Annotated in this window: 17 protein-coding genes; 13 read left to right on the top strand and 4 right to left on the bottom strand. The window is 70.4% G+C overall.

What is annotated here, in order from left to right:
* Positions 1-20 precede the first annotated feature (20 nt).
* Both ACZ5Y0_RS28315 and ACZ5Y0_RS28310 read right to left on the bottom strand, forming a co-directional pair.
* A complete protein-coding gene (locus tag ACZ5Y0_RS28315; RefSeq protein WP_469131517.1) occupies positions 21-1001 on the bottom strand; it encodes an asparaginase in 981 nt (326 codons plus the stop codon).
* Positions 1002-1043: 42 nt separating this feature from the next.
* Positions 1044-2750, bottom strand: coding sequence for a helix-turn-helix domain-containing protein (locus ACZ5Y0_RS28310; RefSeq protein WP_469131516.1), 1707 nt, complete (start codon positions 2748-2750; stop codon positions 1044-1046).
* Between the two features lie 309 nt (positions 2751-3059).
* Between ACZ5Y0_RS28310 and ACZ5Y0_RS28305 the strand changes: the two genes are divergently transcribed.
* Positions 3060-3203, top strand: coding sequence for a hypothetical protein (locus ACZ5Y0_RS28305; RefSeq protein WP_469131515.1), 144 nt, complete (start codon positions 3060-3062; stop codon positions 3201-3203).
* A 47-nt stretch (positions 3204-3250) separates the two neighbouring features.
* Here ACZ5Y0_RS28305 and ACZ5Y0_RS28300 read toward each other — a convergent pair whose 3' ends face one another.
* Entirely contained in the window at positions 3251-3589 is a 339-nt protein-coding gene (locus ACZ5Y0_RS28300) for a GntR family transcriptional regulator (protein WP_469131514.1), read from the bottom strand.
* A 402-nt stretch (positions 3590-3991) separates the two neighbouring features.
* On the opposite strand from ACZ5Y0_RS28300, the gene ACZ5Y0_RS28295 reads away from it, so the two are divergent.
* From ACZ5Y0_RS28295 to ACZ5Y0_RS28245, 11 genes are all read left to right on the top strand, one after another.
* Positions 3992-4618: a hypothetical protein gene (locus ACZ5Y0_RS28295; RefSeq protein WP_469131513.1), complete on the top strand. Its 627-nt coding sequence runs from the start codon at positions 3992-3994 to the stop codon at positions 4616-4618.
* Positions 4619-4828: 210 nt separating this feature from the next.
* On the top strand, positions 4829-5323 hold the full coding sequence (locus ACZ5Y0_RS28290) for an ATP-binding protein (RefSeq protein WP_469131512.1): 495 nt from the start codon (positions 4829-4831) through the stop codon (positions 5321-5323).
* An 89-nt stretch (positions 5324-5412) separates the two neighbouring features.
* Positions 5413-5724 (top strand): WhiB family transcriptional regulator, encoded by a 312-nt coding sequence (locus tag ACZ5Y0_RS28285; RefSeq protein WP_469131541.1) that lies wholly within the window; start codon positions 5413-5415, stop codon positions 5722-5724.
* 206 nt (positions 5725-5930) lie between these two features.
* Complete coding sequence (locus ACZ5Y0_RS28280; protein WP_469131540.1) at positions 5931-6134, top strand: DUF5999 family protein; 204 nt, start codon at positions 5931-5933, stop codon at positions 6132-6134.
* Positions 6135-6279: 145 nt separating this feature from the next.
* Entirely contained in the window at positions 6280-8415 is a 2136-nt protein-coding gene (locus ACZ5Y0_RS28275) for a DUF2637 domain-containing protein (RefSeq protein WP_469131511.1), read from the top strand.
* A gap of 251 nt (positions 8416-8666) precedes the next feature.
* Complete coding sequence (locus ACZ5Y0_RS28270) at positions 8667-9143, top strand: hypothetical protein (RefSeq protein WP_469131510.1); 477 nt, start codon at positions 8667-8669, stop codon at positions 9141-9143.
* The gene (locus ACZ5Y0_RS28265) at positions 9140-9448 is read left to right on the top strand and encodes a hypothetical protein (RefSeq protein WP_432197068.1); all 309 of its coding nucleotides are present in this window, start codon (positions 9140-9142) and stop codon (positions 9446-9448) included. Before ACZ5Y0_RS28270 ends, ACZ5Y0_RS28265 begins: the two co-directional genes overlap by 4 nt.
* 1025 nt (positions 9449-10473) lie before the next feature.
* A complete protein-coding gene (locus tag ACZ5Y0_RS28260; protein WP_469131509.1) occupies positions 10474-11817 on the top strand; it encodes an ATP/GTP-binding protein in 1344 nt (447 codons plus the stop codon).
* Between the two features lie 21 nt (positions 11818-11838).
* The gene (locus tag ACZ5Y0_RS28255; RefSeq protein WP_469131508.1) at positions 11839-12258 is read left to right on the top strand and encodes a conjugal transfer protein TraB; all 420 of its coding nucleotides are present in this window, start codon (positions 11839-11841) and stop codon (positions 12256-12258) included.
* A gap of 83 nt (positions 12259-12341) precedes the next feature.
* Entirely contained in the window at positions 12342-14486 is a 2145-nt protein-coding gene (locus ACZ5Y0_RS28250; protein ID WP_469131507.1) for a chromosome segregation protein ParM, read from the top strand.
* A gap of 80 nt (positions 14487-14566) precedes the next feature.
* Positions 14567-14755 (top strand): hypothetical protein, encoded by a 189-nt coding sequence (locus tag ACZ5Y0_RS28245; RefSeq protein ID WP_469131506.1) that lies wholly within the window; start codon positions 14567-14569, stop codon positions 14753-14755.
* Position 14756: 1 nt separating this feature from the next.
* Here the strand turns inward: ACZ5Y0_RS28245 and ACZ5Y0_RS28240 are convergent, their stop codons facing one another.
* Positions 14757-14918, bottom strand: coding sequence for a hypothetical protein (locus tag ACZ5Y0_RS28240; protein ID WP_210595504.1), 162 nt, complete (start codon positions 14916-14918; stop codon positions 14757-14759).
* A gap of 222 nt (positions 14919-15140) precedes the next feature.
* Between ACZ5Y0_RS28240 and ACZ5Y0_RS28235 the strand changes: the two genes are divergently transcribed.
* On the top strand, positions 15141-15641 hold the full coding sequence (locus ACZ5Y0_RS28235) for a hypothetical protein (protein ID WP_469131505.1): 501 nt from the start codon (positions 15141-15143) through the stop codon (positions 15639-15641).
* Positions 15642-15692 lie beyond the last annotated feature (51 nt).

The raw sequence follows: 15692 nt of genomic DNA, 5'->3' as shown, positions 1-15692 counted from the left end.
TCCCGGGGCTGTTGGGGCGGTTACGAAAGGGAGCTGAAGACTTGGGTGATCTGGTCCTTGTCGGATCCGGACAGCAGCAGCAGGTGCAGCAGAATCCGTGCCTTGACCGGGTCCAGCGTGTTGCCGGAGATCAGCCCGCGGGCGAGCAGGTCCGACTCGGAGCCGGGAAAGCCGTAGGTTTGCCGCAGGACAGGGCCAGATCCGGTGCGCGTGGCCAGGATGACGGGCATGCGCTTGGCGAGGTCGGTGAGGGTGTCCACGCAGGCCATCGGGACGTGGCCGGCCCCGAATGCCGCGACCACCAGGCCGTCGACATGGTCGCCAAGTGCCTGCAGGAGCGTCCCGTCGTCGCCGATTCCGACGGTGAAGACGGTGGTGCGGATGGAGGTGGCGGCGCTGGGGCGGTTGATCGGCGGGGTCGCGTCGGGGCGGGCCAGGATCCGGACGCGGTCTTCTGCCACGTAGCCGATTGGTCCCGGGTACGAGGTGAAGGCGGTGGGGCTGGTGGCGTGGGTCTTGCGGACCCAGCGGGCAGCGTGGATCTCCTCTCCGAACACCACCACACAGCCGGCGCCCCGCGCTTCGGTGCTGGCTGCGGTACGGATCGCTGCCAGCACGTTCGCGGGGCCGTCCGCTCCCGCCATGCTCGCGTTGCGCATGGCGCCGGTAACCACGATCGGCATGTCGCCGGTGGTGACGACGTCCAGTAGGTACGCGGTCTCCTCGATCGTGTCTGTTCCCTGAGTGACGACCACGCCATCGACCGTGAGCGTCTCGATCGTCGCGGTGAGCTCGATCAGATCTGAGAAACCCAGCGATGCGCCGGGCAGACGGCGGAAGTCGTGCACCTGGACGTGGATGCCGGTGTCGGCGAGACCCGGTACCGCGGCGACGAGGTCGTCGGCCGACAGCGTCGGCGTCGCGCCGCCATCGGTCTGCGCGGTCATCGCGATGGTGCCGCCGAGTGAGATCACTGCGACGCGCCGATCATTGTCGGCCATGGCCTCTTTCTCCTTTATGAACAGGCAGGTAGTGGTGCGGGATCAGTGATCGGCAGGAAGTGAGGCCACATACGCGCATGCGGCGTCGACGCCAGTTGCCGAGACCAGCCGGCTGCGGGACTGGATCAGCCCGGACGATCCATGCCGGGAGAGCTGGCCGCACCGCTGGATCAACCAGGACCACGGCAGATCGAGGTACTGCGCCAGAGCACGCAGTCGTCCGGCGGCTGTCGGTGCCGCAGTGAGCGAGTCAGCGTCGACGTCGCGCGCCGCGATCGTGAACTCGCGGACGACCGAGGCCCGGGCGGTCACGTCGACGTGCCACATGCCGTCCCCGCGGACCCAGTTCGCAATAATCGCTTCCTTATCGGGCGCGACCACGAAACCTTCCACCGCCTCGTAGGCAGGATCGGACGTGAACTGGGCGTGGATCCCGAGCGACTCCATCAGCGCCACGGCCAGGAACAGCAGAATCCGCTCGTATCTCGGGGACGAGCGGACGACCTCTTCTGGGATGCAGAACGCCCGGGTGCTGGTGCTGCCGAGCGCCTTCGTGGTCTCCCGCAGGTATGGGTACTTGTGATCGAAGATCAGCCAGGCGCTGGCCTCCTCGCCGCGTTGCTCCCGCGTCCAGAACGCGGGCAGCTCCGGGAACTCTGGCAGGGCCTTCAGGATGTGGCGGGCGCAGAAGTCCGAGCCCAACCACATGTGGGCCACGGAGTTCAGGCCGGGCGCGGCTTCCCGGCTGACCGCGGAGGAGGACAGCCGCTCATAGGCCTTGAGATCACTGCGAGTCTCAGAAAGAGACTGGTCATCGGCCTGGAGTGCGTCGTCGTAGTTGCTGACGGCCCACAGGATGCCGTAGGTGAGATCGTCCAGCTCGTACGCGGCGGGCGCGGCGACCTCGTACATGCCGCCGTTGTGTGCGAGCTTCTTCTGGGCCGCGCGCCCATCAAGGACGTAGAACTTCGAGATGCCCTCAGTGCTGACCGCGCCGACCAGCAGGCTGCGATGCGGCCGGGACAGGAACTCCTGTACACGTCGCTGATCGGGGATGGATACGACCACCCGCTTCCCCTCGATGCGCGCGGGGTGGACCTGCAGGGAGAGCTGGGAGCCGAGCATGGAACGGCCGCCCGGCAGCAAGGCCTGCCAGTCGACCCCGAAGTCCGGTACTGGCCGGGAAAGTCGGAGCCCGGACCAAGCCTCGGAGGCAGTTCTCGCAAACCCGAAGGGATCGTCGGCCGGACTGACCACCGCGGCCGCTGGCGCGGGCAGACCAGCCATCGCCGCCGTGCCGATCCCCACACCGGCGCGCAACAGCGCGCGTCGATCGAGTGCCACGAGCACCACCGTTCCATCGTCAAGACGTCGAGGGACGAAGATCCCCTCACCGTCCGACGCTGCCGCCTGGGACAGGGCCATGGCCAGGCCTGACGATGTATCGGATACATGGAGCGCCGGATCGGATACATGTCCGGTCCCGGTGACGCCCCGGTCGATCTCCTGCCACAGCTCGATCAGGAGCCCGCTAGCACCAAGCGCCTGGTCGATGAGCTCGACTTCACTCCGGTCCTTCGGGGGCCGCTCGCCGTTCTCCCATCGCTGCACCTTGGAGTGCGAAACGAACGTCCCTTTAGCGAGGTCCCGCATGGACATGCCGCGCGCTTCGCGCAGCTCCCGGATCATGTAGCCGAGACGGTGCTGGGGCGACTGATCCGGCGTCAGCACATTGGGCCGCTGCCCCATTTCGGGCCCCCTCCATGTATCCAAGTCTCTGTATCCGTCCGACGGATACAAACCCACCGTAGAAGCTGGGGAAGATCACGCTTACACCTGTAGTGGCAACTACACCAGCCCGCGTTCTCAACTGCCACTCAGGAGGGTGAGATGACCCAAGTCTGGCATGTCCACGACCTTGCGCACACCGTTGCTGATGCACATGGTCGACAGATCAACTTTGCGCTCACAGAGGCGACGTCGACGCACAATTGCCCTTGCATGAGGCAGGTTATAGGGCCCCGATCTCGCGGCAGGCCTGCCGCAGTGGTGATACGTGTGGCTGCGATTCTGGCGGCCGGCTTGGTCGTATCGGTGCTGTTGGTCGTCATCCGCGACATCGTGATCGCCGTAGCCAGCACTGGCCTGACAGGGCTGGTTTGGAAAGCCCTGCTGGGGGCTTCCAGCAGGCGGGATCGGTGAGAGCCGTGTCCGAAGCAATGCCGGTCACCCTTCTTCATGGCGCTCAGTCAGCTCTTGGGGTCACTGCTGGCTTCAAGCCGTTCCAGCCGCTCAGTCAATTCAGCTACCTGCTCCTCCAGGCGCTTGATCGCTTGGGCGGTCGGGTCGGCAACGACGTCGATGGCCGACTCACGGATGAAGGATCCGCGCCCTTGGTGGGAGTAGACGACGCCCTCAGCGCGGAGCTCTGCGAGCGCGCGCTGCACCGTTCCGGGGGCGACCCCATAGTGGTCGGCGAGCTCTCGGGTGCTGGGCAACTTGTCGTTGCCTTGCAGGCGACCCAGTCTGACCTGGTCTTTCACGTCCTGCGTGATGCGTTGGTAGGGCTGCAAGTCCTCGGCCGTCATGAGCCACATCGTAGAGCTCCTTCATCAGTCTAGATAGCTTCCCCAACTTGGTTGACACAGTCTTGCTGCGTGCTGCACTGTATCAACCAAGCTAAGTAAGTCGGTAAGGTTCTGCCGGGTCTTTACAGGCCCGGCTCCCCCACTTGGAACCGCCCGCAGGCGGCGCCGGATGAGGGAGCCGGAACGTCGGTCCCCTACCAGCAAGACCGCAGTAAGTCGTCCGCCTCGCAAGAGGGGGCCGGGATGTGGCACCACCAAACTCCCGGGTTCTCGACTCCCTGCATGTACGTCGCAGCGCTGATGCGCTGTCCGTCCTCCAGGACGCCGGGCTTCCCGTGCGCCTGGCGGGCGGAGAGAGCACCGCGACGCAGCCCAACCCCTCCGCACGCAAGGAGATTCCGCATGACCATCACGTCCGCGATGCCCAAGGCCAAACAGCGGAAGACCCAGACCCGTACGAAGCGGGTCAGCAGCCTCCCCGCCATCAAGCTCTCCCAGCTCCCGCCGTCGCACATCGACCTCCGGCAGCCGCTCAAGGCCGTCCTGGTCTGCGAGTACTGCAAGACCTGGTGCCCGATCACAGGCATGCGGGACAAGGTGCAGAAGCTGGTCCCGCACCACAAAGGTGAGGCCGGTGTCGCTGATGCGGTCCGCTGCCGGGGCAGCAACCGCCGTGTCGAGTTCGACATGACGATCCCCGAGTGGTGCCAGGCCCTGACCGACGCCATCAAGGAAGCCTCCAGCCGGACGGCCACCGCGGTGCTGCCGAAGGCATTCAGTCCGCAGACCGACCGGACCCTGCGGGCTCGCGCGGAGCGCACGCCGGCCAGGCGAGTGGCCGACTGGGACGCCGTGCTGCCCCGCGTGGCAGACGCCGACAAGAACCGCCGTGCCGTGCCCGCCGGCGCCGCCCCCACGGAAGGCCCCGCGGTCCCGCTGACACCGCGAGACAAGGAGGCGTACGACCGGCGCCAGGCCGAACTGGGCAAGCAGTACGCGCGGAAGGCTCCGAGCACGTCAACCGTCTGACCCGCACGCCGAGACGAACGACCACGGCCCCGGCCGCCCCACATCGAGGGGCGGCCGGGGCCGTGGCTGCTCGTACGACCAGCCAAAACGAGCGGCCCCGGGATTCCGCCCCAGGGCCGTTCAGCAGGTCACTCCGTGAGAGGAAAAACCTTGAGTCCCATCATGACATCTCCCGCGCCTCCCGGTGCACGGGGAGACAGCAGCCCGGACATGGACGACATGTTGCGCCGGGCCCGCATGAACGACCAGCGCCGTTCGCAGCGGCCGGAGCTTCCGGCATGCGTCCCCGGCCTGTACGTCCAGCACCGCGACCGCGGGTTCGTCGCCCACATCACGGCCTCCGAGGTCGCCTTCAGCACGGTGCGCGGTCTGACCGTGTCCGTGCTGAAGGCGTACGGGGCCGGCCAGGCGACCGCCGACACCGCTGAGTGGCTCGTCTCGGAGCTGCTCGGCAACGCCGTGCGGGCCTGCGGTGATCACGTGCCGCTGGTCGTAGAGGTGTACGTCACCGGGCGCAGCGTCCAGGTGAACGTGCACGACCCCGCCGCCGATCTGCTGCCTCACCGCAGCGCGGTGGCGATGGACAGCGACAACGCGGAGTCCGGGCGCGGCCTGGGCTTGCTGGACATGCTGGCGCCCGGCTGGGACATCGTGCCCTCTCCGGTCGGCAAGCAGATCCGCTGCCGCATCGCCGACGCCAGGTAGTTCAGCCCGCCGCCAACCCATGAGGCAGCCCCGGGGACACCGCCCCGGGGCTGCCTCGTACACGGACCTTCTGGGAGGCCCACATGAAGATGCGAGTGTCCGTCGCCGTCGTACGCAGCCACGCCTACGCGCCCGTCTCCACCGACGTGATCGAGCGGCCCCGTCCGGCCTGCGTCGATGAGGACCCCGAGCTGTTCTTCCCGATCGGGGACACCGGCCCGGCGCTCCTCCAGATCGAGGAGGCCAAGGCCGTCTGCCGCCGCTGCCCGCTCATGGAGAGCTGCCTCGAGGGCGCGCTGGAGCGGGGCGAGGACGCGGGCGTGTGGGGCGGGCTGTCCGAGAAGGAGCGCCGCTCCCTCAAGCGCCGCGCGGCCCGCGAGCGCGCCGCCGCCTCCGCCTGACTCCCGCCGGACGGGAGCGGCGGGCAACTTCCTGCCCGCCCTGCAGCACTGCCACCGAACGGCCGCCCACGCTACGGGCGGCCGGCCTTTCGCACGCCTCCAGCCCGGGAGAGTCTCGGGCCCGCATCCCCGCAGGAGAGCCCATGCGCAGCAGCACCCAGCTCGACACCGCGACGACCGCCGGCACCACCCGGATGCCGGACTCGCTGTGCACGCACACCCCGAAGTGCCCGTCGGCCGACAGCCCGGACCGCGAGGCCGCGCACGTCGTGGCCGCTCACCCGGAGCAGGGCTGGAGCCTGCTGTGCAACGGCGTCCTGCTGTTCGAGGACACGGGCGAGCTGCTCCCCGACGGCCGGGTCGTCGCCCCGCACCGCCCCCTCGCCGCCGCGCTGCCCGCCCAGCGCTGACCACCTGCTCCACGCAGACGGTCCTCCGAGTCCCCGGCATTAGAGCTGCCGAGGCCCCGGAGGACCTGGTCAAGACCCTACCGACCGACGCCGACCCGCGGTGACCTCTTGCACGGAGGCGCCACAACGTAAGAGAGGACACCCCGTGGCCCCCAAGAGCACCACCCGCCGCAGGCGCCAGACCGCCCCGGCTGCGAAGCCTCGTGCCAACGGGCGCGCCAAGGCGCCGACGCCGCCGGCTTCCATCCCCGCCCAGGCCACCGCCCCCGAGACCACCGCGCCGCTGGTGCACCCGGAGGCCGACCCGCACCTGGCCGACGCCGCCGACCGCGGCGCCGACCTCCGGGACCAGGCCGCCGCCGACGCCGCCCGCATCCTCGCCGACGGCCGGGAGCGCGCCGCCGAACTGCTGGACGGCGCGCGCACCGAGGCCGCCACGATCACCGAGGCCGCCACGACCGAGCAGGCCCGCATCCTCGCCGACGCCCAGGCCGAAGCCGACCAGGTCCGCAACGACGCCGCGAGTGCCGCGGCCGCCGACGCGGAGCAGGTCCTTGCCGACGCCGAAGCGAAGGCCAAGCAGCTGCTCGCCCACGCGCGCCGCGAGGCCGACACCGTCACGACGACGGCGACCGGCGAGGCCGACCAGGTCCTCACCGACGCCAAGGCGGCTGCCGAGCAGATGCTCGCCGACGCCCGCCGCCAGGCGGAAGAGGTCACCACCACGGCGGCCGCGCAGGCGGAGCAGGTCCGGACCGACGCGGAGACCAAGCGCACCGAGCTGCTCGCGGTTGCGGAGCGCACCGCGGCTGAGACCCGCACCCGCGCCACCACCGACGCCGAACAGGTGCTGGAGCGGGCGCGGGGCGAGGCCGACCGGATGCGCGAGAGCGCGGACGACCAGGCCGTGCAGGTGCGGGCCGGAGCCGAGAAGGTGGCCGCGGGCCTTCGTGCCGACGCCGATCGCGCCCTGGCCGACGCCCGGTCCACCGCTGAGGAGCTGCGGGCCGCCGCCGACAAGGACGTTGCCCGGCTGCGCGAGCAGGCGGAGACGGACGCGAAGACGGCCCGGGAGGCGGCGGCGAAGGCCACGGCCGACCAGGCCGCCGCCGCGCAGGCCCGAGCCGAGGCCGAACGGGTCATGGAGGCGGCGACGCAGCGCACCGTGCAGCGGGCCCGCCGCCGCGAGATCCGGACCGAGTCGCGCGCCGCCCGCCGCAAGGCTCGGGCCGACGCCCGGCCCGCCGGCGGGGTCCCGCCGCTGTCCGGGCAGGAACTGGTGCTGGTCGTCGCGATCGTCCTGGCGGCCGCCGTCGTCTCCACCCTCGGCCTACTGTCCTCCTACACCGCGCTGGAGACCAAGGCGGCCGGGTGGGGCTGGGAGTGGCCGTGGCTGCTGCCGGTCGGCATCGACGTCGCCATCCCGGCCTTCACCGGCGCCAACCTGGTGCTGATCCGCATGGGCATGGAGCTGCGTTGGATCCGCTGGGTGCCCAGGGCACTGACGGCGGTGACCGTCTACCTCAACTGGAACGCCTCGGACAGCACCTCGGGGCGTCTCGGTCACGCGGCCCTCACCCTGCTGTGGGTCGTCTTCTCGGAGATCGCCTCCCACGTGTACGCCACGCGGATCGGCGCGGTCACCGGCAAGAAGCGGATGGAGACGGTGCGCCGCTCCCGCTGGATCCTCGCCCCGATCCCCACCGCCCGGCTGCGCCGCCGGATGATCCTGTGGGAGATCACCTCCTACGAGGACGCGCTCACCCGCCTCCAGCAGGAGACTTACCTGCGAGCGCAGCTCAAGGAAGAGCACGGTCTGCTGTGGCGCTGGAAGGCTCCGCTGGAGCAGCGGATGACGCTCAAGCTCGGCAGCGCGCCCGCCGCGCTCGCCGACACGCTCACCCCCGAGGACTCTCAGACCACCGAGCGCGTGGAGGAAACCGAGCACGCTCACCCCGACGTGAGCGCGCTCACCTCCGGGGAGGTTCGCGGTGAGCGTGAGCGCCCGGCGCTCACCTCCGGCGCTCACGAGGGTGAGCGCGCCACGGAGGAGACGGACGCTCAGCGAGCGGAGAACGCTCGTACGCGCAGCGAGACGGAGGCGCTTACCGAGCGCCGCCACGCTCGCATCCGTCTGCTCTACACCGAGCTCGGGCGCCGCCCCGAGTGGACGGAGATCCGCGACGCGCTCACCGACGCGGGCCTGTCCGACACTCCGGTCTCCCGGCCGACCGCTCAGCGCCTGCGCGCTCAGGTCGAAGAGGCCGCCCCGGGCGCGTAGGTGAGCGCCCGGTGAGCGCTGACGCGCTCACCCTCCTGGCGGAACCCCTGCCGCTCATGGTCGCCACCGGTCCGCGCTCGCACCCCGAGCGCGGACCGGTGACGGCCACGGCCGGCAGGCCGCTCGCCCGCTCCCGCCCCGAGCGGGGCGCGGGCCAGGCACGACCGAGTACCGCCCCAACCCCGCGCAACAGCCTCGGGGATCGCGGATTTCCCCCTTCCCCAACCCCCGAGACCTGGAGGTCTTCTCGCATGAACAGCAACGACCCGAACCACTTCCCTCTGCGCGACGTCGCGCAGAACCCGGAGGCAACCGCCCGGTACCTGGCCGACGTTCAGCGGGTCCTGCTGGACATCGGCAAGAACCTGGAGACCCTCGCGCACGAGACCCGCGTGCACCTGCGCGACACGCACGTGGAGGGCGACCGCTGGTACCACGCCAGGCTGCGCGCGATGCCCGTCGAAAAGGCCCTCGGGAACGTGCTCAAGAACCTGAACAACCTCACCGAGGGCCTCGAAAAGAGCGCTTATAAGCGCCGCGCCCACGACGAGGCCGTTGTAAATACGGCCAAGGACAGGAAGGAAAAGGAGTTGGAAAAGCAGCGGAAGAAGAACCCGCCGACGCTCCAGGCCGCACCCAACCCGCCGCAGCAGGGTGCGCAGAGCCAGAATTCCGTGTATGGTGGCCCCACGTCGATTTACGACCTCGGTAAGAGGGAGTCGGCGTGACGCGCCCCCTCAGCAGTGCCGAACGCTCCATTCAAGGGCGGAACGGCTGGCTGCAGGAAGAAGAGCGCAAGGCGATCGAAAGTCGCGGCGAGATCGGCCGGATGGAATTCTGGCTTCGCGTTACTCGGTCCGAAATCACCAGGGAAGTCAAAGCCGGTCGCGGTGATGTCATCACCGCGTTCACGCTGGTCTGCCGCCTCTTCAAGCTGGTGCTGGAGAAGCGGCAGGCGGGTGACCCGCGGCTGTTCGATCACCTCATGCAGTACGCGGACACCGTCCTCAAGCAGCACGGCCCGCGTAACTGAGCGTCACCCACGAAGGCCTCGCCGGACTCCGGCGGGGCCTCGCGCGCGTAAAGCGTGCACACGTGCACGTGCACGCGCGTGCACACGAGACCCCACTGTCTGTCAAGTCCCCTGGAGGGGGGTGCACCGTGTCCGACGAGTCCGACGACACCGGCGGCGGAACGCTGGTCCACGGTCCCTGGAGCGGTGATTCCACGTACCCGCTGCCGCCGATCCCGGATTTCATCGACACCATTCCACCGCCGGAAGACATTCCGGAGGCTCCCCCGGAGCGCCCGGAGGAAGCGACGATGGAACTGCCGACGATTCCGGCGGCCCCGGACCCTGCGACCGCGCTGCGTTCCGAAGGAATTACCGCACCGGAAACCGGTGAAGATGACGGTGAATACGAGGAAGGTGAATATGAACAGCCTCGTTCTCTCGCTGACCGTCTCGGTGACTGGTTGGAATTTCGGCTGGAAATGGCGCGGGCCAACCATGAAAGCGAAGCGCCTTTCCGTGAGGCTGAAATAGCGCGGAAGGCGGCGCTGCTGGAGGGTCGCACCGCGCAGGAAGTCGCGATGATGGAGCAGAACGGAAAGCTCCACGCCGCGATGATGAAAGCGAAGGGCGACAAGGCGGCGGCCCGCGGAAAGGCTGATGCCGACCGCACGAAAGCGTCCGGCTCCGGCCTGGGGGCGGACAAGGGCCGCGCGAAGGCCGGCGGCGGGGGCGGGTCCTCGCGCGGCGGGGGCAGCAGCGGGCCGTCCCGCAACTCGAGCTCGGGCCCGAACCGGCCCGGCGGCTCGCGCGGCTCCAACTCCGGAGGCCCCGGCGGCCGTTCGGGGTCCGGATCGTCCGGGGGCAGCGGGAGCGGCAAGGGCGGCGCGAAGGGCCCTCAGACGGGCTCTGGCGGCCGTGCATCCGGTCCGGGGCGCAGCGGTCCGTCCGGGGGGTCGAAAGGCTCTCAGACGGGCTCTGGCGGCTCCGGCCGGGGCGGCAACTCGAAGGGTGACGGCGGGGGTCAGGCGTCCGGCGCCCGTGCCGTGCGGGCCCGCGGCCGCCAGGAGCGCGCCGGGGTCCGGCAGGCCGGGCGGCAGGAGCGGCGCACAGCTGGGCACGCCGCCGGCGTCGCGGACCGGAGCAAGGACCGCGACCAGGCGCGCGCCCAGCGGCAGCAGGCGTGGGAGGCCCGCCGGGCCAAGAAGGCGGAGCGGGCGGAGGCACGGAAGGCGAAGCGGGAAGCCGCGGCGTCGGCCGACTCGGGCCGCACCACGCTGGGTCAGGCCGTCGGTGAGGAAGCCCAGCGCCGCTGGGACAAGCGCCGCGCCGACGCGAAGGCTGCCAAGGACGCCAAGGACGCCAAGGACGCCAAGGACGCCGACGTCAAGGCCGGCACCGAGAAGGTGAGCCTGACCAAGGACAAGGACTCCAAGGGCAAGGGCACTGACGACGGCAAGAGCACCGACGGCAAGGACGCCAAGTCCGCCAAGGACGGCCCTGACGGGGCCTCCAGCGCCGCGAAGGACGGCAAGGCGGGCGATGCGCCTGGCACCGACTCAACGGCCGGTGACGGGGCGTCTGGCGACGCGAAGAAGCGGCGCCGGTTCCGGCGCCGGCGCACCGGCGGCACAGGCCGGGCCGGACGGCGTGGACGTACCCGCCGCACCGGCCGGACCGGGCGTGCGGGACGTGGTCGTACGGGTCGTGCCGGTCGGCGTGACCGTCCGGCGGACAGCCCGTTCGGCGAGGAGGACTCCACCCCGACGTGGGAGTGGCCCGGCCGCCCTGCCCGCCCGCTGCGCACAGACGGCAAGCGCGAGGACGACATCGTCAACGCGGACATCGTCCCTGACGGGCCCGCAGCCATGACGACCGGCGTGAAGGGCCTGCCGCCCGCGCCGGAGAAGCACACCGCGCGGCCTGGCACCAGCCGGCCGACCAGCACGGAAGGGAGCAGCGTGAGCAGTTCGCAGGTCAGCAGGCCGTCCGGCGCGGGCGGCCTCGGAGCCCAGCACCGCACGGACATCACGTTCGGCGACTACCTGGTGGAGATGGCGAACATCGCCATCCAGGCAGCGTCCGACCAAGAGCGGGCCGAAGCCCTCGGGGAGGCCCTCGACAAGGTCGCCGACGCCCTGCGGGACATGGCCGCCGACCTGATCGGCGACCACAACGTCACCACCGAGGTCACCGAGCTGATCTCGGACCTGGCCGACGCCGCGGCCCGCATGAAGCAGCAGGCCGAACGGTGCGCGACCGAGTGCGGTCTGGCCCTGGAGGCCGCCAAGCTCGCGGCCGCCATGGTCGCCCGCGTGTACGGCCAGGACATGGCTGCGAAGGAAGACGCGGGCCTGAAGTACACGTCGGCCGCCGCCCACCACGACTAAGACCAGGGAGGAAACCCGCTGATGAGCAGCGAACTCGCACCCCGCCCCAGCAGCGCGGCGCCCGCCGTGGCCGACGGCGACAACCGCTACAAGGCCGTCCAGGCCAAGCTCGACACCCTCGGACGCGCACTCGACGACGCCGGGCTCGGCCTGGAGGAACTCGTGCGCAGCATCGCGAAGAACCGCAAGCGTGCCGAGGACGCGGCCCGCGACGTCGCCAACGCCGAACTCGACCCGAAGTTCGTGGAGCTGACCAGCAACGTCGGTGTCGCCCTCGGGGGCGCCGGGGTCCAGGTCAAGAAGCTGCACGACACCGCGCAGGAGACCGCCGACCTCACCTACGAGACCAAGCGCACCCACTCCAAGCTCTACGGCGCGCTGGACGACATCCGCTCCAACCGGCGCGAGAGGACGCCCAAGCCGGGCTTCTTCAACGACTGACCCCGCTCCCCCACCCCCACCCCGCCACGGGCGGCCCCGCACATCGCGGGGCCGCCCGTGCTCATTCGCCGAAGGAGAAGCCGGTGACCACGCCGCGCAGTGTCGCGCTCGAACGCCTCGCCTACACCCTCGCCGCGCCCGTGCTGGCCGTGGCCCCGAACCTTTACCCCGACAGCCCCGTCAACCAGGTCGTGCAACTGGCCGGCGCCGCCGGGATCGGCGGCTGGTTCCTCGCCGCCAAGAGCGACGAGCCCGGCGCCGGACGCAAGATTCTGCGTTGGTCTCCGCTGGTCCTGGCCGCCGCCGTCGACGTCGCCGCCAAGACCACCACCGGCTGGGGCCCGTACTGGATGGACGGGCTGCTCGCCGCCGGATGGGCGGCGGCCGGCTACCTGGTGATGCCGTTCTCCCGGCACACCCGCCGCCGTCACCGCCCCGCTCTTGCCGCCCCGGCCTCGCAGCCGGCGCCCGCCGAAGTCCTCGACGAGCCGGTGGAGCAGCCGGACGACGGCGCCGACCTGCTCACCCGCGACGCGCGCGTGCTGTGGGAGCAGGCCGGGATGCCCGGCCGCACGCACATCGTCAAGGCCACCCGGCACCCCGGCATGCAGCACGACATGACGATCCTGCTGCGCGCCTCGGAGACCGGACGGCCGATCACCGGCTTGTCGGAGGCCGCGGTCGCCGCGCCGTTCGGCGTGCACTCCAGCGACGTCGTCCTGGCGGAGGTCGCCATCCAGCCCGGCCGCCAGGGCGGGCCCGGCTGGATGGAGGCCCGCATCACCCCCGACGCCAACCAGCGCCGCCGCACCAAGCCGACCGCGCAGGAGCGCTGGACGGACCGGGTCGGCGGGCCCAAGGGCGGCGCCCCCGGCTCCGAGCTGGTCCACAAGACCCGCGACGAAGAACGCGGGGTGACGTTCTACCGGGCGAAGATGGCCGACTCCACCGAGTCGCCGCGCATCGACCTGCCCAAGGTCTGCCGTGCGCTGAACCTGCCCGAGGACGACTCCTGCGTGTTCGTCCTCATCGACGGCAGTGAGTTCCTGATCAGCGCCTTCGACACCCCGCCGCTCAGCGCGTTCTTCCCCGCCACCCGCGAGCTGCTCACCCCGGACGCCAAGGGCATGTACGTGTGCGGGTTCACCATCACCGGCCAGCCGGTGAAGACCATGGTGTACCAGCACGACAAGAACGCCGCAGCCCACGGCCTCATCCTCGGGGTGTCCCGCTCCGGCAAGACGCAGTTCTTCGCGATCAACATGGCCGCCCAGTCCCTGGACGGCCAGGTGGTGTGGCTGTCGACCGTCCGCAAGGACGAGAAGACCACCGTGCTCGGTCGGTACATCGACCGGCAGGGCTCGAACGCACTGTGGATGGCGCGGCAGCTGCGCGCGGCGAAGGCGCTGTGCGAGATCAGGGCGGAGATGCCCTGGCCGCACGACGGCCAGCCGCACGACTACAAGCCCGGCGACACGCGCTGCCCCTACCGGCAGCTCAACGTGTACGCGGATGAGTTCATGACCGCGGCGCAGGACGGGGACTTCGGCGAGTTCATCCAGAAGGACGGCGATGACCTCACGGTCACCGGGCTGAAGTACGGGATCGGCTTCAACCCGGCGGGCCAGTCGCCGTTCGCGCACAACGGGTTCTCCACGGAGATGAAGGACAACCTGCGGCAGAACTCGAGGCCGATCATCTTCAACATGGGTTCGCCCGGCGCCACCCGCAAGGCGGCGGAGGGCACCATGGAGAACGCCTACGACGTGCCGACCATCCCGGCCCGCTACTCCCGCCAGGAGGGCTCCGCGATCGAGCGGGCCATGAAGGGCGAGGCCGACCCGGAGAACGGCGTCTCCACGGGCGGTGTCGCGGTCATCGTCCTCGACAACGGCCGCGCCGTGCTCATGCGGTCGCTGTACGCCGACTTCGACACCGACCTCTCCGAGCTGTTCCCCGATGAGGTCAACCGGCTCACCGACTACGAGATCAGCGAGCTGGAGAAGCGCGGCCTGTGGTTCGACTGGAACGAGCCTGTGCGGCCCGGCGAGTTCTGGCCCGAGCCCGACGAGGACGACGAGGGCGAGGGCCGCTCCCGCCGGCGCGGCGGCGGAGGCGGCGGCAAGGGCGGCGGCGGGCGCGGCTCCAAGGGCGGCGGCCGCCGCTCCGAGCAGGTCGCCTCTCCTCGCCAGGCGCTGGAGGCCATCAAGAACCTCACCGACGCCTGATCACACCCACCCAATCCCGGGGCCGGTTCGCGTGAGCGCGGCCGGCCCCACCCGACCCCTTGTGAAGGAGCACCACCGCCGTGGCCCTCTCGATCTCTGCCGCCGTGCTGCTGGGCATCATCGTCGTCGTCCTGGTCAAGGGCGGCTACGTCCGCGTCGGCTCCGCACTGGTCTGCACGCTGTTCGGTTTCACCCTCGCCGCGACCGGCCTGGCCCCGACCATCAACAGCGGCCTGGTCTCGCTCGCCGGACTGATCTCCAGCTTCTGAACTACGCCTCGGTCCACGGCGGGTCGTGCGTGTAGTTGAGCCCGTCGCAGAAGCGGCAGTCCCACTCCGCGGGCACCTCCCACTTGTCGACCCAGAAGCCGACCTGCTTGCCCACGAAGAAGTTGTCCCCGCCGCACCACCCGCACTCGAAGACGAACTCCACCCGATCCCCTTCCCCGCGCCTGTTGGATCGAGGATGCCCGGGGCGCAGGTGCGGTGACTACCCACCCGCCAGCCCCAACTCACCTGCTGCACAACGCCGAAGGGCGCCGCCGGACACCACTCCGGCGACGCCCTTCGCCGTTGCGCGCGGCCCCTCCCCCACGCGCCCTCCGGCCACCACGGCCAGGAGGGCGCTCCCCTTCCCGCGTGATCGGAGAGACCGATGGACCCCCTGAACACCCAGCACGGCATGCCCGAGTCCGAGGCCGCGGCCGAAGCCCGCCGCCTGATCGACGACTGGGCGAGCAAGCCCGTACGTCACCACCCCACCTCGTTCCGCGACGACACCAAGCCGCCGGCCTACGGCGATGCCCCGCCCGTCAAGCAGGACGACAAGCGGATCGTCCCGGCCTGGGCGGCCGGGATCGCCGTCGCGAGCATCGGCGTCGGCGCCGGATCGACCGGTCTCGGCTGCGCGTCCTGGCTCCTCTTCAGGGGACTGTCCCTCGTCAGCGTCCCCGGCCTCGAACGCTTCGCGCTCATCGTCATCGCCCCCTTTGCAGGCCTGGCCATGGTGCTCACCGCAGGCGGCGCAGCCATCGCCAAGGCGAAGTCCAGCAGCACGACGAACGTCTACGAGGGCCCGGTCACCCAGAACACCGAGATCAACAACACCAGCAACCAGCGCGGGATGTTCTCCCGCACCCGCAACGAGATCCGCTGACCGACCCGGCCAGCCCACCACCGCTCACCACCCACCTCCACCAAGGGAGCA

The organism is Streptomyces sp. NPDC033216, assembly GCF_055577115.1.
Note: the sequence above shows the minus strand (reverse complement) of the source record. Positions and strands in the feature narration are given on the sequence as shown.

Coding starts and splice junctions, on each gene's coding strand:
- ACZ5Y0_RS28315 (WP_469131517.1), bottom strand. CDS start 1,001: ATGGCCGACAATGATCGGCGCGTCGCAGTGATCTCACTCGGCGGCACC.
- ACZ5Y0_RS28310 (WP_469131516.1), bottom strand. CDS start 2,750: ATGGGGCAGCGGCCCAATGTGCTGACGCCGGATCAGTCGCCCCAGCAC.
- ACZ5Y0_RS28300 (WP_469131514.1), bottom strand. CDS start 3,589: ATGACGGCCGAGGACTTGCAGCCCTACCAACGCATCACGCAGGACGTG.
- ACZ5Y0_RS28295 (WP_469131513.1), top strand. CDS start 3,992: ATGACCATCACGTCCGCGATGCCCAAGGCCAAACAGCGGAAGACCCAG.
- ACZ5Y0_RS28290 (WP_469131512.1), top strand. CDS start 4,829: ATGGACGACATGTTGCGCCGGGCCCGCATGAACGACCAGCGCCGTTCG.
- ACZ5Y0_RS28285 (WP_469131541.1), top strand. CDS start 5,413: ATGCGAGTGTCCGTCGCCGTCGTACGCAGCCACGCCTACGCGCCCGTC.
- ACZ5Y0_RS28270 (WP_469131510.1), top strand. CDS start 8,667: ATGAACAGCAACGACCCGAACCACTTCCCTCTGCGCGACGTCGCGCAG.
- ACZ5Y0_RS28255 (WP_469131508.1), top strand. CDS start 11,839: ATGAGCAGCGAACTCGCACCCCGCCCCAGCAGCGCGGCGCCCGCCGTG.
- ACZ5Y0_RS28235 (WP_469131505.1), top strand. CDS start 15,141: ATGGACCCCCTGAACACCCAGCACGGCATGCCCGAGTCCGAGGCCGCG.